24 protein-coding genes and 1 other RNA gene are annotated in these 26586 nt (G+C 61.0%); 9 read left to right on the top strand and 16 right to left on the bottom strand.

The window, feature by feature from the left end; translation table 11 throughout:
* Positions 1-4 precede the first annotated feature (4 nt).
* The 9 genes from mraY to rsmI form a co-directional block, all read right to left on the bottom strand.
* On the bottom strand, positions 5-1087 hold the full coding sequence (gene mraY / locus KVG91_RS00765) for a phospho-N-acetylmuramoyl-pentapeptide-transferase (protein ID WP_169378325.1): 1083 nt from the start codon (positions 1085-1087) through the stop codon (positions 5-7).
* Complete coding sequence (locus KVG91_RS00770) at positions 1087-2457, bottom strand: UDP-N-acetylmuramoyl-tripeptide--D-alanyl-D-alanine ligase (protein ID WP_169378326.1); 1371 nt, start codon at positions 2455-2457, stop codon at positions 1087-1089. The genes mraY and KVG91_RS00770 overlap by 1 nt, the downstream gene beginning before the upstream one ends.
* Positions 2450-3913, bottom strand: coding sequence for a UDP-N-acetylmuramoyl-L-alanyl-D-glutamate--2,6-diaminopimelate ligase (locus KVG91_RS00775; RefSeq protein ID WP_169378327.1), 1464 nt, complete (start codon positions 3911-3913; stop codon positions 2450-2452). Before KVG91_RS00775 ends, KVG91_RS00770 begins: the two co-directional genes overlap by 8 nt.
* Positions 3913-5655 carry a peptidoglycan D,D-transpeptidase FtsI family protein gene (locus KVG91_RS00780; protein ID WP_169378342.1) on the bottom strand — a complete coding sequence of 581 codons (1743 nt, stop codon included), beginning with the start codon at positions 5653-5655 and terminating at the stop codon, positions 3913-3915. Before KVG91_RS00780 ends, KVG91_RS00775 begins: the two co-directional genes overlap by 1 nt.
* Positions 5655-5948 (bottom strand): cell division protein FtsL, encoded by a 294-nt coding sequence (ftsL, locus tag KVG91_RS00785; protein WP_076951227.1) that lies wholly within the window; start codon positions 5946-5948, stop codon positions 5655-5657. Before ftsL ends, KVG91_RS00780 begins: the two co-directional genes overlap by 1 nt.
* Positions 5945-6892 (bottom strand): 16S rRNA (cytosine(1402)-N(4))-methyltransferase RsmH, encoded by a 948-nt coding sequence (gene rsmH / locus KVG91_RS00790; RefSeq protein WP_169378328.1) that lies wholly within the window; start codon positions 6890-6892, stop codon positions 5945-5947. Before rsmH ends, ftsL begins: the two co-directional genes overlap by 4 nt.
* Complete coding sequence (gene mraZ, locus KVG91_RS00795) at positions 6889-7344, bottom strand: division/cell wall cluster transcriptional repressor MraZ (protein WP_004371993.1); 456 nt, start codon at positions 7342-7344, stop codon at positions 6889-6891. Before mraZ ends, rsmH begins: the two co-directional genes overlap by 4 nt.
* A 353-nt stretch (positions 7345-7697) precedes the next feature.
* Positions 7698-8052, bottom strand: an RNA gene (rnpB, locus tag KVG91_RS00800) — RNase P RNA component class A.
* Between the two features lie 98 nt (positions 8053-8150).
* Entirely contained in the window at positions 8151-9005 is an 855-nt protein-coding gene (gene rsmI, locus KVG91_RS00805; RefSeq protein ID WP_169378329.1) for a 16S rRNA (cytidine(1402)-2'-O)-methyltransferase, read from the bottom strand.
* A 227-nt stretch (positions 9006-9232) separates the two neighbouring features.
* Between rsmI and KVG91_RS00810 the strand changes: the two genes are divergently transcribed.
* From KVG91_RS00810 to KVG91_RS00825, 4 genes are all read left to right on the top strand, one after another.
* Positions 9233-11044: a penicillin-binding protein activator gene (locus KVG91_RS00810; RefSeq protein ID WP_169378330.1), complete on the top strand. Its 1812-nt coding sequence runs from the start codon at positions 9233-9235 to the stop codon at positions 11042-11044.
* On the top strand, positions 11044-11415 hold the full coding sequence (locus tag KVG91_RS00815) for a YraN family protein (RefSeq protein WP_169378331.1): 372 nt from the start codon (positions 11044-11046) through the stop codon (positions 11413-11415). The genes KVG91_RS00810 and KVG91_RS00815 overlap by 1 nt, the downstream gene beginning before the upstream one ends.
* A 91-nt stretch (positions 11416-11506) precedes the next feature.
* Positions 11507-12100 (top strand): phosphoheptose isomerase, encoded by a 594-nt coding sequence (locus KVG91_RS00820; RefSeq protein ID WP_003171862.1) that lies wholly within the window; start codon positions 11507-11509, stop codon positions 12098-12100.
* Positions 12097-12678: a BON domain-containing protein gene (locus tag KVG91_RS00825; RefSeq protein ID WP_012722284.1), complete on the top strand. Its 582-nt coding sequence runs from the start codon at positions 12097-12099 to the stop codon at positions 12676-12678. The genes KVG91_RS00820 and KVG91_RS00825 overlap by 4 nt, the downstream gene beginning before the upstream one ends.
* A gap of 68 nt (positions 12679-12746) precedes the next feature.
* Here the strand turns inward: KVG91_RS00825 and KVG91_RS00830 are convergent, their stop codons facing one another.
* The 4 genes from KVG91_RS00830 to KVG91_RS00845 all read right to left on the bottom strand — a co-directional run bounded on the left by KVG91_RS00830 (position 12747) and on the right by KVG91_RS00845 (position 16565).
* The gene (locus tag KVG91_RS00830; RefSeq protein WP_169378332.1) at positions 12747-13520 is read right to left on the bottom strand and encodes an OmpA family protein; all 774 of its coding nucleotides are present in this window, start codon (positions 13518-13520) and stop codon (positions 12747-12749) included.
* Between the two features lie 243 nt (positions 13521-13763).
* Positions 13764-14969: a methylaspartate mutase gene (locus tag KVG91_RS00835; RefSeq protein ID WP_169378333.1), complete on the bottom strand. Its 1206-nt coding sequence runs from the start codon at positions 14967-14969 to the stop codon at positions 13764-13766.
* 49 nt (positions 14970-15018) lie between these two features.
* On the bottom strand, positions 15019-15474 hold the full coding sequence (locus tag KVG91_RS00840) for a cobalamin B12-binding domain-containing protein (RefSeq protein ID WP_169378334.1): 456 nt from the start codon (positions 15472-15474) through the stop codon (positions 15019-15021).
* A 14-nt stretch (positions 15475-15488) separates the two neighbouring features.
* Positions 15489-16565: a fatty acid desaturase gene (locus KVG91_RS00845; RefSeq protein WP_169378335.1), complete on the bottom strand. Its 1077-nt coding sequence runs from the start codon at positions 16563-16565 to the stop codon at positions 15489-15491.
* Positions 16566-16725: 160 nt separating this feature from the next.
* Between KVG91_RS00845 and KVG91_RS00850 the strand changes: the two genes are divergently transcribed.
* A complete protein-coding gene (locus KVG91_RS00850; RefSeq protein WP_169378343.1) occupies positions 16726-17607 on the top strand; it encodes a LysR family transcriptional regulator in 882 nt (293 codons plus the stop codon).
* Between the two features lie 60 nt (positions 17608-17667).
* On the opposite strand, the gene KVG91_RS00855 is transcribed toward KVG91_RS00850, so the two are convergent.
* Positions 17668-18288, bottom strand: coding sequence for a LysE family translocator (locus KVG91_RS00855; protein ID WP_169378336.1), 621 nt, complete (start codon positions 18286-18288; stop codon positions 17668-17670).
* A 302-nt stretch (positions 18289-18590) separates the two neighbouring features.
* Here KVG91_RS00855 and KVG91_RS00860 point away from each other — a divergent pair, with 302 nt between their 5' ends.
* Genes KVG91_RS00860 through KVG91_RS00875 form a run of 4 tightly spaced genes read left to right on the top strand, consistent with a single transcriptional unit; the run spans position 18591 to position 22036 of the window.
* Positions 18591-19181: a paraquat-inducible protein A gene (locus KVG91_RS00860; RefSeq protein WP_169378337.1), complete on the top strand. Its 591-nt coding sequence runs from the start codon at positions 18591-18593 to the stop codon at positions 19179-19181.
* The gene (locus KVG91_RS00865; protein WP_169378338.1) at positions 19178-19822 is read left to right on the top strand and encodes a paraquat-inducible protein A; all 645 of its coding nucleotides are present in this window, start codon (positions 19178-19180) and stop codon (positions 19820-19822) included. Before KVG91_RS00860 ends, KVG91_RS00865 begins: the two co-directional genes overlap by 4 nt.
* Complete coding sequence (locus KVG91_RS00870) at positions 19803-21458, top strand: PqiB family protein (protein ID WP_169378339.1); 1656 nt, start codon at positions 19803-19805, stop codon at positions 21456-21458. Before KVG91_RS00865 ends, KVG91_RS00870 begins: the two co-directional genes overlap by 20 nt.
* Before the next feature lie 17 nt (positions 21459-21475).
* Entirely contained in the window at positions 21476-22036 is a 561-nt protein-coding gene (locus tag KVG91_RS00875) for a PqiC family protein (RefSeq protein WP_169378340.1), read from the top strand.
* 10 nt (positions 22037-22046) lie between these two features.
* On the opposite strand, the gene KVG91_RS00880 is transcribed toward KVG91_RS00875, so the two are convergent.
* Positions 22047-24776 (bottom strand): LuxR C-terminal-related transcriptional regulator, encoded by a 2730-nt coding sequence (locus tag KVG91_RS00880; protein ID WP_169378341.1) that lies wholly within the window; start codon positions 24774-24776, stop codon positions 22047-22049.
* Between the two features lie 440 nt (positions 24777-25216).
* Entirely contained in the window at positions 25217-26581 is a 1365-nt protein-coding gene (locus tag KVG91_RS00885) for a DUF1329 domain-containing protein (protein WP_217894857.1), read from the bottom strand.
* Positions 26582-26586: the final 5 nt, after the last annotated feature.

A 26586-nucleotide genomic window follows, 5' to 3' on the forward strand; every position in this document is an offset into this window, starting at 1 on the left:
GTTTCTACCTCAGTTTCAGGGTGGCAAGGCCGACCAGTACCAGAATCACGGTGATGATCCAGAAACGGACAATCACACGCGGCTCGGGCCAGCCCTTGAGTTCAAAGTGGTGGTGAATCGGCGCCATACGGAACACACGGCGCCCGGTCAATTTGAAGGAGGCCACCTGGATCACCACCGACAGGGTTTCCATCACGAACACGCCGCCCATGATGAACAGCACGATTTCCTGGCGAACGATCACCGCGATGGTGCCCAGCGCCGCGCCCAGCGCCAGCGCGCCGACGTCGCCCATGAAGACTTGGGCCGGATAGGTGTTGAACCACAGGAACCCCAGGCCGGCACCGATCAGCGCGCCGCAGAACACGATCAGCTCGCCCGCGCCCGGTACGTACGGAATCAGCAGGTATTCAGCGAATTTCACGTTGCCCGACAGGTAGCAGAAGATGCCCAGCGCGCCGCCCACCATCACCGTCGGCATGATCGCCAGGCCGTCGAGGCCGTCGGTCAGGTTCACCGCGTTACTGGAGCCGACGATCACAAAATAGGTCAGCACCACGAAGCCGATGCCCAGTGGAATGCTGGCGTCCTTGAGCATCGGGATGATCAAGGTGGTTTCGACTGCGCTGGGTGCCGTCATGAACAGGAAAATCGCCGCGCCGAGGCCGAACACCGACTGCCAGAAATATTTCCAGCGGCTTGGCAGCCCCTTGGAGTTCTTCTCGATCACTTTGCGGTAGTCGTCGACCCAACCGATGGCGCCGAACAACAGGGTGACCAGCAACACGGTCCAGACATAGCGGTTGTGCAAGTCAGCCCACAGCAAGGTGCTGATACCGATGGACGACAGGATCAGCGCGCCGCCCATGGTCGGCGTGCCGGATTTGGACAGGTGCGACTGCGGGCCGTCATTGCGAACCGATTGACCAATTTGCAGGTTCTGCAGGGTACGAATCATCCACGGCCCCAGGAACAGCGACAAACACAGCGCGGTCAGCACACCCAGGATCCCGCGCAGGGTCAGGTACTGAAAGACCGCGAAGCCTTTGTGGAACTGTTGCAGATACTCAGCCAGCAGCAGCAGCATTAATGTTTCTCCGTACTTGAGCCACACAAGGCCACGACGACGTTTTCCATCACCGCGCTGCGCGATCCCTTGATCAAAATGGTTGTATGTATGTCGTGTTCAGCCGCCGTCAGCGCCTGGATCAGTTCAGCCTGGGTCGCGAAATGCCGCGCACCGGGGCCGAAGGCATTGACGGCGTGGGCCATGTTCGGGCCGACGGCGTAGAGCGCGTCAGCTTTACCGACGGCGTGGGCGCCAACTTCACGGTGGCCTTGTTCAGCCCAGTCGCCCAGCTCGCCGATGTCACCCAGCACCAGCACCTTGCGCCCGGCGAAGCCGTGCAGCAGGTCAACCGCCGCGTTAACGGAGGACGGGTTGGCGTTGTAAGTGTCATCGATCACGCGCATGCCGTTGGTTGCCAGTTGCGCCACGGTACGGCCCTTGACCGGCTGCACCGCGCCCAGGCCGGTGGCGATGCCGAACAGGGACACGCCCAGGGCGTAGGCCGCAGCGGCGGCGGCCAAGGCATTGGCGACGTTATGGTTGCCCAGCAGGTTCAATTGCACGTGCTCACTGCCTTGCGGGGTGTGCAAGGTAAAGGACGGGCAGCCACGCGCATCGACACTGATATTGGAGGCGTGGAAATCGGCCGCCGCGTTGAGCACGGCGAACGTCAGGACCTTGCGACCGGCGGCGCGGACAAGCCAGGTCTCGAAGGCCTTGTCATCCAGGTTCAATACAGCCGTGCCCGAAGCATCGAGGCCTTCGAGGATTTCGCCCTTGGCCTGGACGATTTTCTCCGGGCCACCGAACTCGCCGACGTGGGCGGTACCGGCATTGTTGATGATCGCAACGTGGGGCTTGGTCAGCGCCACGGTATAGGCAATTTCGCCGATGCGCGACGCGCCCAACTCAATCACGGCCGCCGTGTGTTCCGGGGCCAGCTCGAGCAAGGTCAGCGGCGCGCCGAAATCATTGTTCAGGTTGCCACGGGTGGCGAGTACCGGCCCGCGCGTGCGCAGCACCCCCGCCAGCAGTTCCTTGACCGTGGTCTTGCCGCTGGAGCCGGTGATGGCTGCAACCGGCTTGTCAAAGGCGGCACGGTTCAGCGCACCCAGTTGACCGAGGGCCACACGGGTGTCGGCCACCAGCAATTGCGGCAGCGTGGAGTCCGCCACTTCGCGCTGCACCAGGGCACCTGCGGCACCTTTGGCGGCGACGTCATTGAGGTAGTCATGCCCATCGAAACGCGGCCCGGCCAACGCCACGAAGAGTTGACCCGGCTGGATGGCGCGGCTGTCGATGCTGACGCCGTCGAAGCTGCAATCGCTCGACAATACACGGGCCGAAAGGGCCTGGGTCAGCTCGCTGAATGTCATCGCTTTAAGCATGGGCGACCTCCCAGGCGGCCAAGGCACGTTCAGCCTCGACCAGATCGGAGAACGCATGGCGCTCGCCGTTGATTTCCTGATAGTCCTCGTGGCCTTTACCGGCCAGCACCACCACGTCGTCAGCGCTGGCGCTGGCGATCAACCGGGCGATGGCTGCACCGCGACCGGCGACGAAAGTGGCCTTGGACACGTCGTTGAAGCCTGCACGGATGTCGTCGAAAATCTGGCACGGCTCTTCGCTGCGCGGGTTGTCGTCGGTGACGAGCACGCCGTCTGCCAGGCGCTCGACGATCTCGGCCATCAAGGGGCGCTTGCCGCGATCGCGGTCACCGCCGCAACCGAACAGGCACAGCAACTTGCCCTTGGCGTGTGGACGCAGCGCCACCAGGACTTTTTCCAGCGCATCCGGGGTATGTGCGTAATCGACCACGACCAGCGGCTGTGTGCCGCCACCCAGGCGCTGCATGCGACCGGCCGGGCCTTCGAGCTTGGGCAGGACCTTGAGGATTTCATCCAGCGCGTAATCCAGGCCGAGCAACGCACCGACGGCGGCGAGCACGTTGCTCAGGTTGAAGCGACCGAGCAAGGTGCTGCGCAAATGGTGTTCGCCCTGAGGCGTGACCAAGGTGGCGCGCACGCCCTCGTCATTGAACTGGGCTTCGCGGCAATACAGGTAGGCGCTGGAGTCTTCCAGGCTGTAGGTGATCAGGCGCGACTCGCTTTGCTCGGCAGCCAGTTGGCGACCGAACGCGTCGTCGAGGTTGACCACTCGGCATTTCAGATCATTCCAGGCGAACAGCTTGGCCTTGGCGGCGGCGTACGCCTCCATAGTGCCGTGGTAGTCCAGATGATCGCGGGACAAGTTGGTCATCACCGCCACGTCGAACGCCAGCGCGGTCACGCGGCCCTGGTCCAGACCGTGGGACGACACTTCCATGGCAACCGCCTTGGCGCCGGCTTTCTTCAGGTCGGCCAGGGTCGCTTGCACGGCAATAGGGTTCGGCGTGGTGTGCAGGCCGCTTTGCAGCGCGCCATAGAAGCCCGTGCCCAGAGTGCCGACGATGCCGCAGTGCTGGCCCAGCAGGTCAAGGGCCTGGGCAACCAGTTGGGTCACACTGGTCTTGCCGTTGGTGCCGGTGACGCCGACCAGGTTGAGGTGCCGGCTGGGCTCGCCGTAGAAACGCCCGGCGATGTCAGAAAGCTGCCTGGCCAAGCCTTTGACCGGAATCAGCGGCACGTCGGTGATCGGCAGCACAGTGGCGCCGTCCACTTCATAGGCCACGGCTGCCGCACCACGTTGCAACGCATCCGCGATATGCGCGCGGCCATCGAATTTACCGCCAGGCACGGCCAGGAACAGGTCACCGGCGCGCACATTACGGCTGTCCAGGCTCAGCTCGCGGATCAACAGATCGCGACCGGCGTGGGCGAAAATCTTGTTCAGGCTAAGAGACATCAGCCGCGCCCTCCATTGGCTTTTACTGCAGCGACCGGTGGACCGGCGTTCGCTTGTTGGGTCGGCGGCAGGTTGTCCGGCGTGATGTTCATCAGGCGCAGGGTGCCGGACATCACTTTGCTGAACACCGGCGCCGATACCAGGCCACCGAAGTAGCCCGCTTTACTCGGTTCATCGATCACGACCACAACGGCGTAGCGTGGGTCGCTCATCGGCCCGAAGCCGGCGAACAACGAACGGTAGGAGTTTTCGGCGTAGCCCTTGGTGCCCACCGATGTCTTGCGCGCGGTGCCCGACTTGCCGGCCACGTGATACGCCGGCACCTGGGCACGGAACACGCCGCGCGGTGCTTCGATCACTTGTTGCAACATGCCTTGCATGGTCTTGGCGACGTTCTCCGGGATCACCTGGGTGGCTTGCGGCGCTTCGTCGACGTGGATCAGGCTCAATGGAACCATCCGGCCATTATTCGCCAACACAGAGAAAGCGTGCGCCAGCTGGATCGCGGTCACCGACAGGCCGTAGCCGTAGGAAAGCGTGGCGGTTTCGGCTTTTTTCCAGTCGCGGTAGTTCGGCAGGTTGCCTACGCGCTCACCCGGAAAGTTAAGGCCGGTGGGTTGGCCCAGGCCGATTTTCTGCGCCAGGCGGTAGATGGCCTCGCCGCCAATATCAAAGGCGACCTTGCTCATGCCCACGTTACTGGAGTTGATCAAGATACCTGTCAAATCCAGCACTGGACCTTCGGTGCGCGATACGTCGCGAATGGTATACCTGCCCAACTGCAAGGTACCTGGATACACCTCGACCTTGTCGCTGGGTTTCCAGCGTCCGGTTTCCAGGGCGGCGCTCATGGAGATGGCTTTCATGGTCGAACCCGGCTCGAACACGTCGATCATCGCGCGGTTGCGCATCATCGCCGGTTGCAGGTTGCGGCGGTTGTTCGGGTTGTAGGTCGGCTGGTTGACCATGGCCAGGATCTCGCCGCTCTTCACGTCCATGATCACCAGGCTGCCGGCCTTGGCGCCGTTCTCGATAATCGCGTTACGCAGCTCGCGGTTCGCCAGATATTGCAGGCGCAGGTCAATCGACAACGCCAAGGGCTTACCGGCCTTGGCGTTTTTGGTGACTTGGACATCCTTGATCAGTCTGCCGCGCCGATCCTTGATGACTTGTCGTTTGCCGGGAACCCCGGCGAGCCATTCGTCGTAGGCCAGTTCCACGCCTTCGCGGCCGTGGTCATCGATGTCGGTAAAGCCGACCATGTGCGCGGTGGTTTCACCCGCCGGGTAGAAACGACGAAATTCCTCGATGCCGTAGACACCGGGGACTTTAAGGTCGAGTACTTGCTGGCCTTGTTCAGGCGTGAGCCCACGAACCAGGTAGATGAATTCCTTGTTGGCCTGGGCTTCCAGGCGCTCGGCCAAGGCTTTGGGGTCCTGGCCGAGGGCAGCCGCCAGTTGCGGCCACTTGTCCTTGGCGACCTGGAGTTCCTTGGCATTGGCCCACAGGGTGGTCACCGGGGTACTGACGGCCAGGGGTTCGCCGTTACGGTCGGTGATCAGGCCACGGTGTGCGGGAATCGGGATATGCCGCAGGCTGCGGGCGTCGCCTTGGCCGATCAGGAAGTCGCGGTCGACCACTTGCAGGTCGACGATCCGCCAGACGATGGCGCCCACCATCAGTGCCAGCAAGCCCAGCATCAGACGGAAGCGCCAGGGGTAGAGTGCGCCTTCGAGCTTCATCATGGCGCCACCATGCGAACGTCGGCCGCGCCCGGAATGTGCATTTTCAACTGTTCGGTGGCCAGCACTTCGATACGGCTATGGGCCGTCCAGGTGCTTTGTTCCAGGATCAGCCGGCCCCACTCGGCTTGCGCCTTGTCACGCACACTCAATTCCCCATACAGGGTATTGAGCAATTGCCGGTTGTAGTGCGCGCTGTAGGACACCGCAATCGCGGACACCAGCACGCCAACGTACAGCAGCATCATGAAGAAGCTGCCGCCCGGGAGGGGTTTGGCAAAAAGCTTGCTCACCGCAATTTCTCGGCAACGCGCATGACGGCGCTACGGGAACGTGGGTTGGCCTTGAGTTCGGCTTCGGAAGCGAACTGCGCTTTGCCATGGATTTTGATTTTCGGCACAAAGGCTTCGAAACGTACCGGCAGGTTGCGCGGCAGGTTGTCGGACTCGCCCTTGACCAGGCGGCGCATGAACAGTTTGACGATCCGGTCTTCCAGGGAGTGGAAGCTGATCACCACCAGGCGACCGCCCACTTCCAACGCCTCAAGGGCCGCCTCGAGGCCGGCCTCCAGGTCGCCCAATTCGTTGTTGACGTGAATACGCAGGCCCTGGAACGCACGGGTGGCCGGGTTCTTGCCCTTTTCCCACGCAGGGTTGGCGACCTTGAGCACTTCGGCCAGGTCGGCGGTGCGTTCGAATGGCTGGATTTCGCGACGTTCGACCACGGCGCGCGCCATGCGGCCGGCGAAGCGTTCTTCGCCGTACTCCTTGAACACACGGGCGATTTCTTCCACCGGCGCGGTGGCGATGAACTGTGCGGCGCTGACACCACGGGTCGGGTCCATGCGCATGTCGAGCGGGCCGTCATTCATGAAACTGAAGCCGCGCTCCGGGTCGTCAAGCTGCGGCGAGGAGACGCCCAGATCGAGCAAAACCCCGGCCACCTTGCCCGCCATGCCACGCTCGGCGACTTCGGCGCCGAGCTCGGCAAAGCTGCGTTGCACAACGACAAAGCGGCCGTCTTCGGCCGCTAGCGCTTGCCCGGTGGCAATCGCCTGGGGGTCCTTGTCGAACCCGAGGAGTTTACCGTCGGGCCCGAGCCGGCTGAGGATCAAGCGGCTATGCCCGCCTCTGCCGAACGTGCCATCCAGATAGCAGCCATCGGCGCGTACGGCGAGAGCCTCAACGGCTTCGTCAAGCAGTACGGTGATGTGGTTAAAGCCGCTATCAATAGTCACAGGATCAAATCACGCAGTTCATCAGGCATGGCGCCCGGTTGTTGAATAGCCGCCAGGTCAGCTGCGGAAACAGCATCCCAGGCATCTTCGTCCCACAATTGGAACTTGTTCAGTTGGCCGACCAGCATTGCGCGCTTATCCAGCCTGGCGTACTCACGCAAGCGCGGGGGCACCAGGAAACGACCGCTGCCATCGAGTTCGAGGTCGACGGCATTACCGATCAGCAAACGCTGCAGGCGGCGGTTTTCTTCACGCAATGAAGGCAGGGCGCGCAGTTTGGTTTCGATCAACTCCCACTCATCGAGCGGGTAAACACATAAACAAGGGTCAACGGCATCGATGGTGATGATCAACTGTCCGGAACTTCGCGAAATGAGCTCGTCACGATACCGGCTCGGCATGGCGAGACGGCCTTTTGCATCGAGACTGATAGCGTTAGCTCCGCGAAACACAGATGCGTTTCTCCAAATTTTAGCGTTTTACGTTCAAAAAACCCACTTTGTGCCACTTTCCGCCACTTGCGCACACTATAGGAATGCGCCCACCACACCGTCAAGGCGCGGATTCAAGGAAAAGCCTTACAGATCGGAGATTTAGGAGCGTAAACGGAGGAGAAACCAGAGTTCGACGGTGTTTTTGACCCAGCAAGCGCAGAAAGCTCAAAGCACTACAGCTCAAAGTTAAAGTAATTTATTAAGAGTAAGATTTTTTTGGTATTACGAAGACGCATCTGCCAATGATTTGGCAGGGAGGGATTCTTGCGTTGCTACCGTTTTTTGCCCGAGACTCGGGCAAAAGGAAAAAGGTGGAGAGTCGATCTGTAAGCCGGGTTCTGTCGTGAACAGTCATTCGTCTACGATGGCCATCACTGGACATCTTTAGCAACCTACCCGGTCCCAGCGCGGGCCACGCCTTGGGACCCTATTTGGTCTTGCTCCAAGTGGGGTTTACCTATGCCACGAACTGTTGCCAGTCGCGCGGTGCGCTCTTACCGCACCTTTTCACCCTTACCGGCACCGAAGTGCTTAGGCGGTTATTTTCTGTGGCACTTTCCGTAGGCTCACGCCTCCCAGGCATTACCTGGCACTTCGCCCTATGGAGCCCGGACTTTCCTCCCCCCCCTAATTTTCATAGAGGGCAGCGACTGTCCAATCGACTCTCCGCCGCGCAGGTTAACGGCACGGCGGACTTAGGACAAGTAATAAAAGTTCAGGTTTGCCATCACGTTCAGACGCAATACCGGCTGACCCCCCCGGAACTAATCGGCTTTCTGTTTATCGAGCGCCGCCTGGTAGAGCACATTCTTGCGCACCCCGGTAATTTCCGCGGCCAGGGCCGCCGCGCGCTTGAGCGGCATTTCCTTGAGCAGCAGGTCCAGCACGCGCATGGCCTCAGTGCCCACGGCATCTTCGGTTTGCGGTGCCGTCCAGCCCGCCACCAGCACCACGCACTCGCCGCGCTGCTGGTTGCTGTCGCCTTCGACAAAGGCGCGCAGTTCTTCCAGCGGCAGGCCCTTGAGGGTTTCAAAGGTCTTGGTCAGCTCACGGGCCAACAGTGCGAGGCGCTCGCCACCAAACACCAGTTCCATGTCCTGCAGACATTCAAGGATGCGATGCGGGGCTTCATAGAAGATCAAAGTGCGCGGCTCTTCCTTCAACGCCTGCAGACGCGCACGGCGCCCGACGGCCTTGGCCGGCAGGAATCCTTCGAAGATAAAACGGTCGGACGGCAGGCCGGCAGCCGATAACGCAGCAATCAGCGCGCACGCACCCGGAACAGGCACTACATTGATACCGGCCGCCCGCGCTTGGCGCACCAGGTGGTAGCCCGGGTCGGAAATGAGCGGCGTGCCGGCGTCGGAGATCAGCGCCACATCGTCGCCAGCCAGCAGGCGCACGATAAAGCGGCTGCCTTCTTCGCGTTCGTTGTGCTCATGGCAGGCCGCCAGTGGCGTGCTGATGCCAAAGTGCTGCATCAACCGTTGGGAGTGCCGCGTGTCTTCAGCCGCAATCAATTTGACGTCGCGCAACACCTTAAGCGCCCGCGCACTGATGTCGTCCAGGTTGCCAATGGGCGTCGCCACGACAAAAAGCGAGCCTGCAGTGGAATTCATAGGACCTGGAGCAGTCAAAACGCACACCTCGATGGTTGGCAAAAACCACATTGTAGCGCGTAGGCGCCTTGAAAATATGCCATCGCTGCCGATGCCTTTTCAGCTGTTTAACGCCGATTGCAACATTTGCACGACCTAAATCAACGGTTTCACACCAGTAACATCGCGCCTGGGCCAGTGCTTGGGTACACTTCCACGCTAATTTGATCGGTATCAGGAACACTTACATGATCGCTTGCCTGCGGCTGCTCTCCGCCCTCTGCCTTGCTGCCTTGTTGGCTGCTTGCGCCAGCTCGCCCTCGTCCAGCCTTGGCGACCTTCCACGGACCCCGGACGCCAGTATCGAGCAACTGCTCGAACAGGCCACGACCGCCAACACGCCAGAAAAGGCCGCGATGCTGCGCCTGAGTGCGGCAGACCTGGCCTACAAGCAGAACAACCCGGGACGCTCATCGCAGATTCTTGCGCAGGTGCCCCTGGATGTCCTCAAGCCAGCCGCGCAGGTGTTTGCCAGCACCCTGGCTGCCGAACTGGCGATGGCGCGCAACCAGCCCAAGGCGGCGTTGACCGCCTTGAACCACCCGAGCCTGCAAAGCCTGAAGGACCTGCCGCCTAAACAGCAGATCCGTACCGGCAGCGTGCATGCCCGCGCCTATGAAGCCGACGGCCAGACCCTGGCCGCCGCCCGCGAGCGCGTCGCCATGGCCCCGTTGCTCAGCGGCGATGCGGCCAACAGCAACCACGAAGCCATCTGGGCCCTGATTGCCGCCCTGCCGGCCGAACAACTGCAAGCCAGCGGCAACCCGGTGCTGGACGGCTGGATCACCCTGGCCCAATCGGTCAAGGGCGCCGGCACGCTGGAGCAGCAACAGGCGGCCATCGACACCTGGCGTGCGCAAAACCCTGGCCACCCGGCTGCCGTGCAACTGCCCACGCCGCTGACCAAGCTCAAGGAGCTGGCCAGCCAGCCCCTGACCAAGATCGCCCTGCTGCTGCCACAGGACGGCCCTCTGGCCTCCGTCGGCAAAGCGTTGCGTGAAGGCTTCATGGCTGCGCACTACCAGGCTGAACAAGCCGGACAGAAGCCGCCGGTGATCGAGTTCTACGACAGCTCGCGCCTGACTTCCATCGACGAGTTCTATGCCAAGGCCCAGGCCGCCGGTGTGCAACTGGTGGTCGGTCCGCTGGAAAAGCCATTGGTCAAACAGCTCAGCGCACGCCCTCAATTGCCAATCACTACCCTGGCGCTGAACTACAGCGAGGGCGATCAAGGCCCGGCGCAGCTGTTCCAGTTCGGACTGGCCGCTGAAGACGAAGCCCGCGAAGTCTCACGCCGCGCCCGTGCCGATGGCCTGCATCGCGCCGCAGCGATGGTGCCGCGTGGCGAATGGGGCGAGCGCGTCTACAAGGCCTTCCGTCAGGATTGGGAAGCCAATGGCGGCACGGTGATGGGCGTTGAGTACGTTGATCAGCCGGTCGCCCTTGCCCAGCAGATCGCCGACCTGTTCCAGTTGCGTAAAAGTGAAGGCCGCGCCAAGAGCCTGCAAAGCACGGTCGGCACCGACGTCGCAGCGCAGCCATCGCGTCGCCAGGACATCGAGTTCATCTTCCTGGCCGTGACACCGCAACTGGCCCAGCAGATCAAGCCGACCCTGAACTTCCAATACGCCGGTGATGTGCCGGTGTACGCCACGTCCCACGTGTTCAGCGCCAGCGGCGACAAGAACCAGTACTTGGACATGACCAACGTGATGTTCTGCGAAACCCCTTGGCTGCTCAATACCACCGACCCGCTGCGCAACCAGGTCGCTGCCCAATGGCCGCAAGCCAATGGCAGCCTCGGCCGCCTGTATGCGATGGGTGTCGACGCCTACCGCCTGGCGCCGCGTCTGGGGCAACTCAAGGCACTGCCGGACACCCGTATTGACGGTCTCTCGGGCAACCTGGGCATCAGCGCCAACCAGCGCGTTGATCGCCAGATGCCATGGGCCAAGTTTGTCGGCGGCGACATCCAACGCCTTCCAGACACCCCGCGCTGATGCCCGAGCGGTCCAGCGCACAAAGCGGCAAGGACGCCGAACTTCAAGCTTTGAAGCACTTGCAGCAGCAGGGTCTGCGCCTTCTGGCGCAGAACTGGTTGTGTAAACGCGGCGAGCTTGATCTGGTCATGCTTGACGGCGATACAGTAGTATTCGTCGAAGTGCGCTACAGAAAACACGCACAATGGGGTGGCGCGCTCGCCAGTATCGATGGGCGAAAGCGTCAGAAGCTGATACTTGCCGCGCAGTTTTTCCTGCAAAAAGAGCATCGCTGGGCTGATTCCCCCTGCCGTTTCGATGTGGTTGCCATTGAAAGCACACCGTCTGGCATCGCTGAACTGAACTGGCTCAAAGATGCCTTCGACAGCTGATTCGCCGGACATCTTCACCCACACTTTTGCTCTTTGCTTTGCGGGCTGCACATTCCTGTGCCATACAGCCGCGCTAATTAAGGTCACACAGATGGACATGCAATCCCGAATTCGCCAGCTTTTCCAGGCCAGCATCGACACCAAGCAACAGGCGATGGACGTACTTGCACCGCACATCGAGCAAGCCAGTCAGGTGATGGTCAACGCCTTGCTCAACGAGGGCAAAATGCTTTCGTGCGGCAATGGCGGTTCGGCCGGCGATGCCCAGCATTTCTCATCCGAGCTGCTCAACCGCTTCGAGCGGGAGCGCCCGAGCCTGCCGGCCATCGCCTTGACCACCGATTCGTCGACAATCACCTCGATTGCCAACGACTACAGCTACAACGAGATCTTCTCCAAGCAGATCCGCGCCCTGGGCCAACCAGGTGACGTGCTGCTGGCGATTTCCACCAGCGGCAACTCGGCGAATATTATTCAAGCTATCCAGGCCGCACATGATCGCGAAATGATTGTCGTAGCATTGACCGGACGCGATGGTGGCGGCATGGCCTCGCTGCTCTTGCCGGAAGATGTCGAGATTCGCGTCCCGGCCAATGTCACCGCACGTATCCAGGAAGTCCACCTGCTGACGATCCACTGCCTGTGCGATCTGATCGACAGCCAACTGTTTGGGAGTGAAGAATGACCGTTAACCGCCTCAGCCTTTTGGCCATCACCCTGTGCCTCGCTATCAGCGGCTGCAGCACGGCCATCACCGCCACACGTGACACCCCTATTCAGGATGACAAGGGCACCCGCACCTTCGGCAGCAAGATTGATGACTCGTTGATCGAAACCAAGGTCGAAGTCAACGTCGCCAAGGCCGCTCCAGACCTGGGCAACGGTGCCTCGCGCATTGTCGTGACCAGCTTCAACGGCGTCGTGCTGCTGGCCGGCCAGACCCCCCGCGCCGACCTCAAGGCCCAGGCCGAGCAGGCCGCCGCCGCGGTACAGCGCGTGAAAAAAGTCCACAACGAATTGCAGGTGATGGACCCGATCACCCTGCTGGCCATCAGCAACGACGCCCTGCTGACCACCAAGATCAAGGCGCAGATGCTCACCGACAACGCGATCCCGGGTTCGCGCATCAAGGTGGTCACCGACAACGGCATTGTTTATCTGATGGGCTTGCTTACCCAGGCGGAAGCGACTCGCGCCGCCAACCTGGTGCAGGGTGTGTCCGGCGTGCAGAAAATCGTCAAGGTTTTCGAATACATCGATTGACGTGATCGACAGCCACAAAAAAGGGCGCCGTGCAGTGACTGCACGGCGCCCTTTTTATTGGCGATCGTTTACTGATATTGCGAGTACGGGTTGCCCTGGAACTGGTTGTTCTGCTGTGGCGCCTGTTGCTGGGCACCTGGCTGGCCGTACTGTTGACCCGGGATCGGGCCGAGGTTGACTTCCACACGACGGTTCTGCGCGCGACCGTTGACGTCGGCGTTGCTGGCGATCGGATTATCCGGGCCGGCACCGCGGGCGCTCAGGTTGGTCGGGCTCACGCCTTGGGAGGTCAGGTAATTGGCCACGCTCTGTGCACGACGTTGGGACAGGTCCATGTTCAACTGGCGGCTACCCGTGCTGTCGGTGTAACCGACGATCTGGATAGTGTTCTGGTTGAACTGCTTGAGGGAGTTGGCCAGGTTGTTGAGCGGCTGGTAGAAGCTGCTGGCGATCGCATCCGAGTTGGTCGCGAAAGTGATGTTGCCCGGCATGATCAGCTTGATCTGGTCGCCCTGGCGCTGAACTTCCACACCGGTATTGGCCATGCTCTCACGCAGTTTCTTTTCCTGCTGGTCTGCGTAGTAGCCGTAGCCCGCAGCGCCGGCACCCGCCACCACCGCACCGATCAGCGCGCCCTTGCCACGGTGGTTGTGGTCGATGGCCGCACCGGCCAAGGCACCGGCCAGGGCCCCCAGGCCACCGTACTTGGCGGTCTTGCTCATACCGCCGGATTCATTGCTCGCCTGCCCCTGACCGCTGCCGTCATAGGGGTTAGGGGATGCGCAGCCGGACAACAAGGCTACGGCGGTAGCGACAACAAGCAGACGACGCGAAGTGAACATGAAGGGAGCTCCTACTTTTGCATTCTAAGGTGCAAAGGACATTGGCAATGGACCTGTGCCGAGTTTGGAACGCGACAAACGGTAAAAATTCCGTGGCCACACAAACCGTAGCAGACGCACGCTGAACACCACCTGAGTTTTTGCTACAAAGCGTGCCTGCCGTAGAGGATATGAGCCTGTGACGACCCGCCTTTTGGTCACTACACCGGTTACCCGAGACGTAGCAATCGGCAGATCCACCATTCACATCACCCCATCATACGTCCGAATGTTCTGCCGCAACGCCGCCAGAAAAGAGAAGGCATTCTCCACCCGCTCCCCCTCAAACCCCTGGTAGTAATTGTTCGCCGTCAACACCGTACCCGCACCGCGTTTGTTATCCGGGTGGAGGCAATAGGGAATCGATAAAAACCCACTGTCGAATGCGCTGAGTATCGCTTCGGACAAGTCGGCGTCACGCGCCAGCGTGCCTTCAATCAGTCGCCTTGATGCGTCCAGGATGCGCGCGTGCTCTTGCGCGTCGAACGGGACATCCGGCAACACACCCTTCGTGTGCAGGCAATAGCTGGCGTATTCCAATGCGGCGATGTTTTCTTCGATCCGAGGAATACGCCGTGACTCCACCGGCGTTTTTATGATCACGCGCTGCACGCCGGTGGATCGAATCATGCCGAGTGCATCGCCGGTGATCCGGCAAAACCCGCCCAGGGTCCGTGGAAAAAACCCCATGAACACGTAGCCGACGAAGTGGTAGCTGCCTGGCGCGAAGTATTCGCTGGCGAGTTGTTGCAAGGCCGTCACGGCGGCACGGTCCTGCACGGGCGAGGTGCCTTGGGCGTAGGAGAACGACAACGTCTTGATTCCGTGAGCGCGCAAAAACAAGCCCTCGAGAATGTTGAGCGCCACTAGAATGACCGGGTCGCACATCTGCCCCATCATGCAACCGGCGAAGCTCTCGATGTGGCTGTGCTCCACTCCTGCGCAAAGCACCTGACAGGCTTTTTCCCAGTGGCCGAAAGCCTCACGCAGCGGCGTACGGCTGTACGGCAGGCAATAGGAAATGGGCCCGCCCTCAGTGGTGGCCGAGCCGATTTCGACCATGCGCTCGAAGATGTGCAGCGGATCGGGCGAGCCATGGCGAATCTGCACCGGCAGGTGGTAGCGGGCATGAATCTGGTCGAGCATCGCGCGGGTTTTCGCCGCTGGGTGATTCACGATCGGGTAGCCGTTAAGCATGGACGCGCTGTCGATCGCCCGTTGCGCCGCCTCAAGGTTATTCACTCGGGTGAACGCATCGAGGGTAATGGTGCATACGGTGTTCGCGCGACTGGCCGCCGTGGCGTCAAGCCCGGACTGCATCAGGCCGGGTTCGCTGAAGCCCATGCGCGGCTGGAGCACCGGGCCGTGCAGGTCAAACTGCTCAAGCACGTGGGTGTTGAAGTCGATCATGTCGGCAGGCCTTTTCCGGTCCCTGTGTTATCTGCCCCCGAGTACACGCTCATCGTGCGACCCGCTTTTCCAGGTAATGGGCAGGAAACAACTGTGCGCTGACGAGCGCCTGGAAGGCATCAAAACTGTTCGCCACGCTGTCGTCGAACACCTCGTCAAACCCCGCGGCCCGAAGCGTATCGCTGTGCCGGGCGATGGTCTGGGCGTCGTTTTCAGTGCAGATTTTTCCACCGATGTAGAGTCCGTCGACGTGATGGGTCTCGCTGCGAATGCGCCGGGCGAGTTCGGCGCCCTCAAGGTAGCCGTGACCATTGACCGTGCTGATCACAACGATTGCGCAGCCATTGCGCTCAAGCCGCGCAATCACGTCGTCCATCGGCGTGTTGGGCCCCAGGTTTTCTACCTTGTAGCCCAGGTCATTGAGCAAGAATTCCATGAACACCAGATTCCAGCTATGGGAGTCTGATGGCACGGTGCTGAGCAGTGCGGTTTTGTTGAACGTCATCGTTAAAATCCCTTTTAAGTTTCTGTTCTGTTTGCGTAATACGGAAGTGCGTTCTGGAAGTTGCGAAAGTTGACGGTGACGGCGTTGATATAGCCCCAGTAATCGGCGTAGTTGGTCGGAAACGGTTTTGAGCCGTCGATCCTGTCGCGCTCGCGCGCGGTGATGTAATTGGGCCACTCTTTGGAACGGGGGCGCCGGTGGTGAAAGTCGTGGCACGGTGTATCGCCAACCATCACGAACACGCGGATGAACAAATGGAAACCCAGCATTTTGATCAGCCAGACGCTGATGCAGGCGGTGCGGCGAACAGCGCCCGCAGCCTGCGGTATGCGTAACTCTTCACCAATGAATACGCCGGTCGTGCTTTCGCAGATGAAGTCGATACCGCGCCGTTCCAGGACCTCCACGCTGGGCCAGGTATGCTCGGCAGCCAGGCGGAACGTGGTGCTGATGTGATAGCCGGCGAACACCGGCACCACCCACGCCATGATGAAAAGATCGAAATGGCCCAAGGCTGCCGCCAGCAGACTGATCGTGGCCCAGAAGCTTAGCGTCAGGGCGGCGACACGGCGGTTCGACGCGGTTGCGGTGCCCTTCACTCGGCTCCAGAACGAGCGCAGGATCGCCAGCGGTGACAGCGCCGTGCAGACCAGTTTGGTCCACATCGTGGTCACGCTGTCGGACGGTGTTAACCCCACCACCCCTTGCAAGTACGACAGGGTGTCGTCATCGTCGGTCAGCAGCGTTTTGGAACTGTGGTGCAGCGCGTGCTCGCGCTTATAGGTATCGAAAGGTTTGAGCATCAATACGCCGGAGATAATCCGGCCCACGGTCACGTTCGTTTCACGCTGTTCAAACACCATCTCATGGGCGCAGTTGTGGCAAATCATCACCTGCATCTGCTTGATACCGCCGGTGGCCAGTACAAAACCCAGCACCCACAACATTACACTGCCGTGCACGTAACCGACGCCGGCCAACACCACGCCCGATGCAATCAATCCCGTTGAAACGAGGATATGGTGGATGGGTTTGAGCGTGCGAACCTGGTTAAGATCCTCAGGTAGAGGCTTGGCGGTCAGCCAGCTCAAAAATGGCTGTATGAACCCTGGAAGGGTGCGCATCGAGTTACGTATCATCCATGTTTCCTCTGCGGGTTCGCTCCATCGAAAAAAACTGTACCGTGGCCTCCCGTTATTTCGAACAGAAATACGTGGGGATCGATTTTCCATTTTTGAGTACGGCATCGACGTGAACTGGGATGATCTGAAAGTTTTTATCTTCGTGGCCAAATCCAATAACGTGACCGAGGCGGGAAACTCGCTGAAAGTTTCGGCATCGACGGTGTCGCGCAAGATCGCCGCACTTGAGGATTCGCTCAGTACCGTGCTGTTCCTGAAAAAGACCAACGGCTATTTCCTGACGGAAGCCGGCAGAGCGTTGCTGCCACTGGCACTGGAGACCCAGGAGCGCTTCAAACTCATGGAGCGTCAGATGTCGCAGCCAAATGACCGGCTGGCCGGGCCGGTGCGCATCGATTGCCCGGAGCTGATGGGCACGCACCTGATCATTCCCGGGCTGGCGGACTTCCGTGCTCGATACCCCGAGATCAGCTTCGACTTCATCAATACGGCGGTGTCGTCAAAACTCACGCAGAGCCATAGCGACATCATTATCCGACTGCGCAGGCCGGAAAACGGTAACTTCACCATGCGCCGGGTCGGCACGCTGATGCAGGGGCTTTTCTGTTCCGACGGATATGCGGCCGCCAATAAACTGCCCGCGACGCCGGATGACCTGAAGGACCATCACCTGATTGGCTGGACCGAGGAGATGTCCTATATGCCGCTCGCGCAATGGCTCAATGAGGTGAGCGGCGAGCAGAAACCGTGGATGCGCGTGTCCAATCTCAATGCCCAGCTCAAGGCGGTGGAAGCTCACCTGGGGATCGCCGCGCTGCCAACCTATGTCGCACACCAGTCAGGCTTGCGCCAAGTCCTGGCCGACCGCCCGCTGCACAGCTCCGATATATGGCTGCTGCGCAATCAGGCGACGCAGGGCGTGGGCCGCGTCGATCAAGTGGTGGACTACCTGACGGCGTTGTTCCAGAGCAAAACGGCAGAGATGCAATAGCGTGCTGTGGATGAGGTAGTCCTGTAGTTGGAGGGCCTGGGCGTGGGTCATGCAACTTCCCTACAGCGGGCCGGTACGCAGGAAAATCCAAACCGCCACCGCGATCAGCATCAATCCAAACACCGCGTTCTGGAACACCAGCAGCTTGGGCCGCGCCTGGATCAGCCTCTGCACGGACGAGCCCATCGATACCCAGACGACATGGGCAAAAAAATTCAGCGAAATCAGCGCGGTGCTCAAGATCAGCACCGCGCTGCTGCTGGTCTCTCCTGAGGGCATGAAGGTGGAAAACATCACCAGCAGCATCACGATGCCCTGCACATTGCCCAATTGCACGACGATGCCGTCGCGAAACTGCAGGTGTATAGCTTTGTCTCCGGGCGCCTTCAGCGGACGACGCAGCATGCGTACACCCAGCCACAGAATGTAGAAACTGCCGAGCACTTGCAGGACCCACACCAGCCGCGGGCTGTTCATCAGCGTGTGGTAAAGCCCCAGCCCGACCAGCACCGCCAACAGGAAGTAGGTGATGTCCAGGCCGACGATGAACCGCACCGAACGACGTACGCCGCTTTGTGCGCCGGATGTCGCAACCATCAAGTTGCCGGGCCCAGCACTAAGGGTCAGCGGGGCCATGGTTGACAGCCAAAGCAGCCAGTTGATGCTGAATATCTCTTGCACGTTGTTATCCTCGATCACGGCATGGACTGCACGTGCTCAAGTCTAATTGGCGGTCGCTTATAAGGTTATAGCGAAGAGCGCAAAGTGATATCCCATAAATGGGGTAAACGGGGCGGCGCTTGGGGTGACCAGCCAATATTCATCTGTGCTCCTGCGGGCGCTGTGGCATATTCGGCACAGCGTATGGGTAACGACAGTCCCGGCCCGAAAGGGAGCACCGCCTGAGAACCAACTGCTAAACTTTCCCGGCGCCATTGCAGAACAATCCATGACCGCAACCATGCCGCGTTGGAGCGAGCCCCATGGCGAATCAACTGATCATTTGCGAGCACTGCGACTGCGTGTACGAGAAAGTCACGCTCGCCAAACATCAAAAAGCCGAATGCGTGCGTTGTGCCGGTGTGCTTCAGCGCTACAACGGCCTGTCGGTGCAACAACGCCTGGCCTTGACCCTGACCGCCGCTGTGTTGTGGACCTTCGCCAACTTCTATCCGGTGATGAGTATCAGCCTGCAAGGCCTGAAAAATAGCGCCACCCTGTGGGATTCGGTGGTAGCGCTGAGCCTGGGGCCGATTACCTTTATTGCCTTGGTCGCCGCGATTTCCATCATCATCGCCCCGGTTTTCCAACTGTTGTTGCTGACGTGGGTGCTGAGTTTCGCCGTCTGGGGCAGACGCTCCCCCGCCTTCAAGCTGTGCATGCGCTGGCTGGAGGCCCTGAGGCCCTGGAGCATGCTGGAGGTGTGCCTGCTCGGCGCGATGGTGGCGGTGTTCAAGCTGGCCGGCATGCTGGATGTGATCCCCGGTATTGGCTTGTTTGCCCTGGCGGTGCTCAGCCTGTTGCTGATCCGCATTGCCGGGCGTGATGTACGCGACCTATGGGACACCGTATGAACCCACCGCCGACAGCCCGCGAGCTTGACCTGTGCCTGTGTCACAGTTGCGGTCTGTCCGCCGACATCAGCAACGGCGCGCAGGACTGCGAGCGCTGTGGCGCCCCCCTGCACTCGCGCAAAGTCAATTCCCTGGTCCGCACCTGGGCCTACATGCTGGCGGCACTGGTCTTCTATGTGCCGGCCAACCTGTTGCCGGTGATGAACACCACCATGCTCGGTTCGGGTGCGGACAGCACCATCATGAGTGGGGTGTTGGAGTTCTGGCAGCATGGCGCGTGGGACATCGCGCTGATCATTTTCATCGCCAGCATCGCAGTGCCGGGGATCAAGTTCGTGTCGTTGACGCTGCTGCTGGTCACCGTGCAGCGCAATAGCGCCTGGGCGCGCAAGGAGCGCTCAAAAATGTTTCGGTTTGTCGAGCTGATCGGCTATTGGTCGATGCTCGATGTGATCGTGGTTGCCCTGGTGGCCGCGCTGGTGAAGTTCCAGGCGCTGGGCACCATCGAGCCGCGCCTGGGCATTCTGTTTTTCGGCCTGGTGGTGGTGTTTACCATGCTGGCCGCCATGAGCTTCGACCCGAGGCTGATCTGGGAAACCCCACCCACCAAGGAGACCTCGGATGACGTCACCCACCCCTGACAGGCCCCAGATCCCAGGCTCGCCTGCTATCAAAACCCGGCGCTTCAGCGTTTCGCTGGTCTGGATCGTACCCATCGTCGCGGTGCTGGTGGGGATTTCGCTGGTGGTCCACAGCGTGCTCCAGCAGGGCCCGACCATCACCCTCAATTTCAAGACCGGCAGCGGTTTGACGGCGAATAAAACCGAGGTCAAATACCGCAACGTGGTGATTGGCCAGGTGACCGAGGTGGCCTTGAGCGATGACCAGAAAAGCGTCAACGCAACCGTGAAACTGGCCAAGCAAGCCGAAAGTTTCACCCGCGCCGACTCGCAGTTCTGGGTCGTACGTCCGCGCATCGGTGCCGGCGGCGTGTCGGGCATCGACACCCTGCTTTCCGGCGACTACATCGGCGCCGACATCGGCCAGTCCGAGACCCGCGCCAAACAGTTTATCGGCCTGGAAAACCCACCGCCCATCACCTATGGCGAACCGGGCAAGCGCTTCACCTTGCACACCCAAGCCTTGGGCTCATTGGATATCGGCTCGCCGGTGTATTACCGCAAAATCGAAGTCGGCCAAGTCGTGGCCTACAAGCTGGACGCCGAAGGCAAGGGCGTCGACATCGAGGTGTTCGTGCATGCGCCCAACGATGTCTACGTCACCGAAAACACGCGTTTCTGGAACGCCAGCGGGGTCGATCTGAGCGTAGGCGCCAACGGCTTTGCCTTGAAAACCGAATCGCTGTCCTCCCTGCTGGTCGGCGGTATTGCATTCCTGGCCCCCCCCTACAGCCCCAACGACAAGCCGGCCGGTGAAGAGCGCACCTTTGAGCTGTTCGACGACCAGCTCAGCGCCCTCGCCCCGCCCAATGGCGAAGGGCAATATATGAGCCTGCGCTTCGATCAGGCGTTACGCGGGCTCAAGGTCGGTGCACCGGTGGAATTCCTTGGGGTCGAGTTCGGCCGGGTGGTGTCGATCAACCTGGATTTCGACGCGAAGAAACGCAGCTTTCCGCTCAATGTCGGCATCGTGATCTACCCGCAACTGCTTGGTCAGGCCCATACCAAATTGCTCAAGACGATGAATCATGACCCCAATGACGAAGCCGCCGGTGTGCGGCTGATCGGCTCGTTTATCGAAAACGGCCTGAGGGCCCAGGCGCGCAGCGGCAATTTGCTCACTGGCCAGCTGTACATCGCCCTGGATTTCTACCCGAAAGCCGAGAAGGTCGCGTTTGACCCCACACTGCGCCCGGTCAGCATTCCGACCATTCCCGGCAACCTGGAGCAACTGCAGGAAAAACTCGAAAACATCGTCAACAAGATCAACCAACTGCCGATCGAGCGCATCGCCGGCAACCTCGACAGCAACCTTGTGGAATTGCGCAAAGGCCTGACCCAGTTCAACGCCAAGACCTTGCCGAGCGTCCAGAACACCCTGGCAGACGTGAGCAAGACATTGCAGTCGGCCAGTTCGACCCTGGCTGAAGACTCACCGCAACGTGAGCAGCTGACCCAGACCCTAGATGAATTGGGCCGCATGTCGCGCTCCTTGCGCGAGCTGTCGGACTACCTGGGTCGACACCCGGAGTCATTGATTCGCGGCCGCCCCGACAACGCCGCGCCCCTCGACCTGCAAGGACCACCGCGCAAATGAACCGTGGAGCAAGCGCCATGACGTTACCGTTGAAGATCACCCTGCTCAGCGCATTACTCGCATTGGCGGCATGCAGCAGCACACCTATCAGTTTTCACACCCTCACCCCGGCACAATGGAGCAACACCACGGGAAACGACGCGGGTGCGATCCGCATTGAAAGCGTCGTTGTGCCGCCGCAAGTCGACCGACCGCAGATCGTGATTCGCCAAGGCAACAGTGGCGTGACGATCCTCGATACCCAGTGGTGGGCGGCCAGCCTGGTGGATGAATTGAGAAGCGCGCTGGTGGACCAATTTGCCAGCAGCCATGCCCGGCAACCGATGTTGTTACGCCTGGAAGTTCAGCGCTTTGACTCCGTGCCTGGTCAGTACGCACTGTTCGACGTCAAGTGGCGCCTGCGGCCCGCCGCCGCCAGCGATCGTGCGCCGCTGACCTGCCGTACCACCCTGCAGTCCCCGGCGGGCCCGGGCATTGACGACCTGGTACTCGCCCACCAGAACAACCTCAAACGCTTCGCGGCGCAGGTTCGCCAGGTAGTCGACAGCTCATCGGGCCAGTGCCCGAGCGTTCCGTAGACCACAGGGTTTACCCCAGCAGGCCCATTGCCTTGGCACGCGCCACCGCCTGGGTACGCCGTTCTACGCCTAACTTGCTGTTGATGTGGCTGGCGTGGGTTTTCACGGTGTGCAGTGAGATGAACAGCTGGTTACTGATTTCCTGATTGGAACAACCTTGGGCAATCAGTTTCAGCACCGCCAACTCACGTGTACTCAAGGTTTCGTGAGCCTGCCCGGCCTCAGCTACCACCACCGCCGGCAGCAGTGCCAGCAGACTCTGGTTCAGCAGGCCGTGTGAATTTTTGCCCAGTTGTTCGCGCATCCAGCCTGGGTGCCCTTCCAGCAAGCGCTGGAAGGGTTGCAGGGCACCGCCGTCGCCGGCGCCGAGGGCCTGGGCCAACACCAGGCGCGCCTTGGCCTCCTGGCCACTTTCCAGAAGCAGTTGCGTCTGCTGGGTCAGCGCAATCAGGGCGATCATCTGGCGACCGCTGTTGTGGGCCTGTTGCGCCAACGCTTCAAGCCGCTGCAATGCCGCGTCAGGTTGATGCCGGATGGCATCCAGCGTCGCTTGCTGCAGCTCGATGTGCTGGGGCAGATGCGGGTGGAATTCGGGCGCAGCGGCGGCCTGCTCGCCGTTGTAGGTTTGCGCCAGGCGGGTCAGCCAGGCGTCGGCCAGGTCGGTGCGGCCCTGGGCCAGCCATAACTCGCATTTGATCAGGGTGATCATCGCCAGGTAGTAGATCGGCGGAACGTCCCAGATGTGCATCAGCCGCTCGGCCTCGGCGAGTTCGGCGAAGGCTCTGGCGAAGTCACCGCGACGGCCTTCGAAACTGGCGATCACGCAGTGCCCGATCAACACACTGATGTCGCGGCAAGCGCGCGCTTCGGCGAGGCCGACGCGCAAGCGGGCGAGACCGGCTTCAGGCTGGAAGCGCAACAGCAGCAAGTAACCTTCATAGAGCGATAACCGCGCACGCACCGCATACAACCGCTGCGGTGCCAGGCCGTGCAGGCGCTGCAGGCCCTGACGCACTTCGTCCAGGGAACGCAGGATTTCGCCGCGCGCTTGCAACACCCGCGCCCGGTCGTAATGGGCCAGGGCCTCGAACAACGGGTTGCCGACGCGCTGCGCCAACTCGAGGGATTCGCGATTCAAGCCGCGCGCACGCCACAGGTCGGCATCGACAATGGCCAGGTTGGAGAGCGTGGAAAGGCACATCAAGCGCTGGCCGTAACGCCGTTGCGGCAAGCTTTCCAGTGCCTCGCTGCAATAGCGCAGGGTCAGCTCGCGATCGCCCCGGCCCCGGGCAATGATCCCGCTCAGCGCCAGCCACTGGGCCAGCATCGATTTTTGCGCGGTGGCCGACGGTGCCGGCAGGAAGCGGCTGAGGTAGCTGGACAGTTCTTCCGCCGCATCCAATTGGCAGGCCAGGCCCAGTGCCCAGCTATAGAGCACGATCAAGCGCGGAGTGCTGATCAGCAGGCTGTCGGGCAAGTCCATTTTCCAACGCAGCAGCATGCCCACATTCTGCTCGGCCAGCAGTTGTTCTTCGGACAGGTTCTGCACCAGGTTGGCCGCCACATCCAGGTGCCCGGCGCGCAACGCCTGCTCCACCGCATCGTCGATCAAGCCCTGGGCATTGAACCAGCGGCACGCGCGCAGGTGCAGGCTGGCCGCCGGCAGCACATTGCTGCTTGCGCGCCGCGTGCGTAGCAGGTCGGAAAACAAGTGGTGATAACGGTACCAGTGACCCTGCTCGTCCAGGGGCACCAGAAACACTTGATGGGCTTGCAGGTAACGCAGAATTTCGGCGCTGTCATGGGCTTCGCGCACCGCGTCGCAGAGTCCGCTGCAAAACCGGTCCTGAGGCGCTGTGTCGTACAGGAACGCCTGTACTTCGGCCGGCAGGCAATCGATCACTTCTTCGAGCAAGTAATCGCGGATCAGCCCTTCGCCGCCGTTCAGGCTCTGGGGCAAGGCGCCGTCGCCGCCGGCCTCGGAGGCGGCCAGCAACCAGAAACGCAGGCCGGCGACCCAGCCTTCGCTGCGGCGGATAAGATTGTCGAGGGCTTCGCCGCGCAACGAACTGCTGTGGCGATCCAGCACGGCCAGGGATTCGCTGTGCGTCAGGCGCAGGTCTTGTTCGTGCAACTCCAACAGATGACGCGACAAACGCAGCCGCGCCAGATGCCAGTCCGGGCGCTGGCGGCTGGTGACCAGAACGACCAGACCATCAGGCAAATGGTTGAGGAAAAACTGCAGGCAACGGTCGAGCACCGGCCCTTGGGCCAGATGGTAGTCGTCCAGCACCAGCAACAGCGGCGCGCGGGTGGACAGGTGCAGGGTCAGCTCATCGAGCAGGCCATCCAGCCATTCTTCGAAAGCAAAGGGCTGATGACGTTGGCGCATTTTCAGCAGGCCCAGGGACTGGGCGCCGAGTTGCGGGAAGAATTGTTGCAAACCCTCAAGCAGGCGCTCGAGGAAACGGCCGGGGTCGTTGTCTCGCGGGCTCAGGCCCAGCCACAGGCTTTGCCAATGGGCCGGCAAGCCCTGGCAGAACTCCACCGCCAATGAACTCTTGCCAAAACCCGCCGGTGCGCTGACCAGCAGCAATCGCCCTTGCAGCCCGGCGCTCAGACGTTCGCACAGGCGAGGTCGCAGCACGTAGCCATCAGGCAAGGGGGGCCTGTAGAAGCGGCCTTCCAGGGTTGGGATTACCACACCGGCAGGCCCTTGGATTCGGGACAGATCAGTCATCGCCGGGCTCTTGTAGAAGGCTGTTGTCGGCATTGCAGATGTCCGCAGACTAGCGGTAAAAGCGGCAGGTTTGTAGGTTTTTACTGAATCTCACTGAAAAGACTGCGACAAAAAATGTGGGAGCTGGCTTGCCTGAGATTGCGTCGCCTCGGTGTTTCAGTGATACCGAGGTGATGCTATCGCAGCATAGGTATCTACACATCTTTGTAGTGAGCGGGCTTGCCCCGCGCTGGGTGGCGAAGCCGCCCCAATAAAGGCATCGCCGAGCTTCAGGTAGAATCCGGTCGCCTGGTTTGGGGCGGCTTCGCCACCCAGCGCGGGACAAGCCCGCTCACTACAGGAAGATTTTTCAGTCGTTGAGAGTTGTGTAGATATCCATGCTATCGCAGGCAAGCCAGCTCCCACAGGAGCCAGCTGCCACTTTGGCGCGTTAATGCAGCTTAGCGAACACCGGCCTGGCGCAGGGCCGCCGGGGAGAAGTCGGCGGTCGTGGCTGTGAAGCCAAAATCATAGGCGCGCTTCTCTTCGTTCTTCATGCCCAGGGCCAGGTAGCGACCGGACTGCAGGTCGTAGAGCGTTTCGAGGGCATACCACGGCACTTGTTTGTCGTAGTAGTTCTCCGAATGCGCTTCTGCCACGCGCCATAGCTGGCCACGACCGTCGTAGTGATCGATCACAGCCGCTTGCCAGGTGTCTTCGTCAATGTAGAAGTCACGTTTGGCATAGATGTGGCGCTGGCCTTCCTTCAAGGTGGCAACCACGTGCCAGACGCGGCGCAGCTCGTAGCGCGTCAGGTCCTGGTTGATGTGGCCGGCCTTGATGATGTCGGCGTACTTGAGCTTTGGATCGTCGATCTTGTGGCTGTTGGCGGCGATGTATATCTCTTTCTTGCCTTCCAGCTTCCAGTCGTAGCGATCCGGCGCACCGTTGTACATATCCAGGTTGTCGGAGGTACGCAGCCCGTCAGCGGCAGTACCCGGCCCGTCATAGGACACTTGCGGCGCCCGACGCACACGGCGCTGACCGGCGTTGTAGACCCACGCCGAACGCGGCTCCTTCACCTGGTCCAGGGTTTCGTGCACCAGCAATACGCCACCGGCCAGACGCGCCGGCGCGGTGACTTCCTGCTTGAAGTAGAACAGCACGTTGCCCGGATTCTTCGGATCGAAATCCTTCATCTTGTCGCGGAACACAAACTGATCCTGGAAGTACACCAGGCTGTAGGAGCCGTTGGTCTGCGGCGTGGCCTGGGTTACCAGACGAGTCACGCTGCCGCCGCGATAACGCGTGATGTGGTTCCAGATCACCTCCACGCCGGTTTTCGGGATCGGGAACGGCACGGCCGTCTCGAAATTTTCCAGGCCGTTGCCGCCGGACACCAGATTGGTGCTGGTGGCGTTTTTCTTGATCGAGGCAAAGACTTGCGCAGGCACGGTGGCGCCACGGTGAGTCGGATACACCGGCATCTTGAACGAGTCCGGGTAACGCTTGAACATCGCGTACTGCCCCGGCGCCAGCTTGTCCTTGTACTGCTCGACGTTCTGCGCGGTGATGGTGAACTGCGGTTGTTCACTGGCGTACGGGTTCGCCAGGAAGCCTTTGGCGTCCACGGCGCCGGCAGTGGCGGGCATCGGCGACCATTTAGGGATAGTGCCGGCCGCATTACCCGCCATTTCGGCGCCCATCGGCGTCAAGGTGGTGCCCAGCTTGGCGGCTTCATCCGCCGACACTGCCGCCATGACGTTGCTCGCCAGGATCGACAGTCCCAACACACCCACGTGCAACAGACTTTTAGTTATTTTCATACTCT

The sequence above is a fragment of the Pseudomonas azadiae genome (assembly GCF_019145355.1).
Taxonomy (GTDB): Bacteria; Pseudomonadota; Gammaproteobacteria; order Pseudomonadales; family Pseudomonadaceae; genus Aquipseudomonas; species Aquipseudomonas azadiae.

What these genes read in the sequence shown, in the direction of transcription:
- rsmI (WP_169378329.1), bottom strand. Translation starts at nt 9,005, where the DNA reads ATGAATTCCACTGCAGGCTCGCTTTTTGTCGTGGCGACGCCCATTGGC.
- KVG91_RS00815 (WP_169378331.1), top strand. Translation starts at nt 11,044, where the DNA reads ATGCCCGAGCGGTCCAGCGCACAAAGCGGCAAGGACGCCGAACTTCAA.
- KVG91_RS00780 (WP_169378342.1), bottom strand. Translation starts at nt 5,655, where the DNA reads ATGAAGCTCGAAGGCGCACTCTACCCCTGGCGCTTCCGTCTGATGCTG.
- KVG91_RS00870 (WP_169378339.1), top strand. Translation starts at nt 19,803, where the DNA reads ATGACGTCACCCACCCCTGACAGGCCCCAGATCCCAGGCTCGCCTGCT.
- KVG91_RS00835 (WP_169378333.1), bottom strand. Translation starts at nt 14,969, where the DNA reads ATGATCGACTTCAACACCCACGTGCTTGAGCAGTTTGACCTGCACGGC.
- KVG91_RS00830 (WP_169378332.1), bottom strand. Translation starts at nt 13,520, where the DNA reads ATGTTCACTTCGCGTCGTCTGCTTGTTGTCGCTACCGCCGTAGCCTTG.
- KVG91_RS00820 (WP_003171862.1), top strand. Translation starts at nt 11,507, where the DNA reads ATGGACATGCAATCCCGAATTCGCCAGCTTTTCCAGGCCAGCATCGAC.
- KVG91_RS00880 (WP_169378341.1), bottom strand. Translation starts at nt 24,776, where the DNA reads ATGACTGATCTGTCCCGAATCCAAGGGCCTGCCGGTGTGGTAATCCCA.
- KVG91_RS00775 (WP_169378327.1), bottom strand. Translation starts at nt 3,913, where the DNA reads ATGTCTCTTAGCCTGAACAAGATTTTCGCCCACGCCGGTCGCGATCTG.
- KVG91_RS00825 (WP_012722284.1), top strand. Translation starts at nt 12,097, where the DNA reads ATGACCGTTAACCGCCTCAGCCTTTTGGCCATCACCCTGTGCCTCGCT.
- mraY (WP_169378325.1), bottom strand. Translation starts at nt 1,087, where the DNA reads ATGCTGCTGCTGCTGGCTGAGTATCTGCAACAGTTCCACAAAGGCTTC.
- KVG91_RS00875 (WP_169378340.1), top strand. Translation starts at nt 21,476, where the DNA reads ATGACGTTACCGTTGAAGATCACCCTGCTCAGCGCATTACTCGCATTG.
- KVG91_RS00840 (WP_169378334.1), bottom strand. Translation starts at nt 15,474, where the DNA reads ATGACGTTCAACAAAACCGCACTGCTCAGCACCGTGCCATCAGACTCC.
- KVG91_RS00810 (WP_169378330.1), top strand. Translation starts at nt 9,233, where the DNA reads ATGATCGCTTGCCTGCGGCTGCTCTCCGCCCTCTGCCTTGCTGCCTTG.
- KVG91_RS00885 (WP_217894857.1), bottom strand. Translation starts at nt 26,581, where the DNA reads ATGAAAATAACTAAAAGTCTGTTGCACGTGGGTGTGTTGGGACTGTCG.
- KVG91_RS00770 (WP_169378326.1), bottom strand. Translation starts at nt 2,457, where the DNA reads ATGCTTAAAGCGATGACATTCAGCGAGCTGACCCAGGCCCTTTCGGCC.
- KVG91_RS00860 (WP_169378337.1), top strand. Translation starts at nt 18,591, where the DNA reads ATGGCGAATCAACTGATCATTTGCGAGCACTGCGACTGCGTGTACGAG.
- KVG91_RS00865 (WP_169378338.1), top strand. Translation starts at nt 19,178, where the DNA reads ATGAACCCACCGCCGACAGCCCGCGAGCTTGACCTGTGCCTGTGTCAC.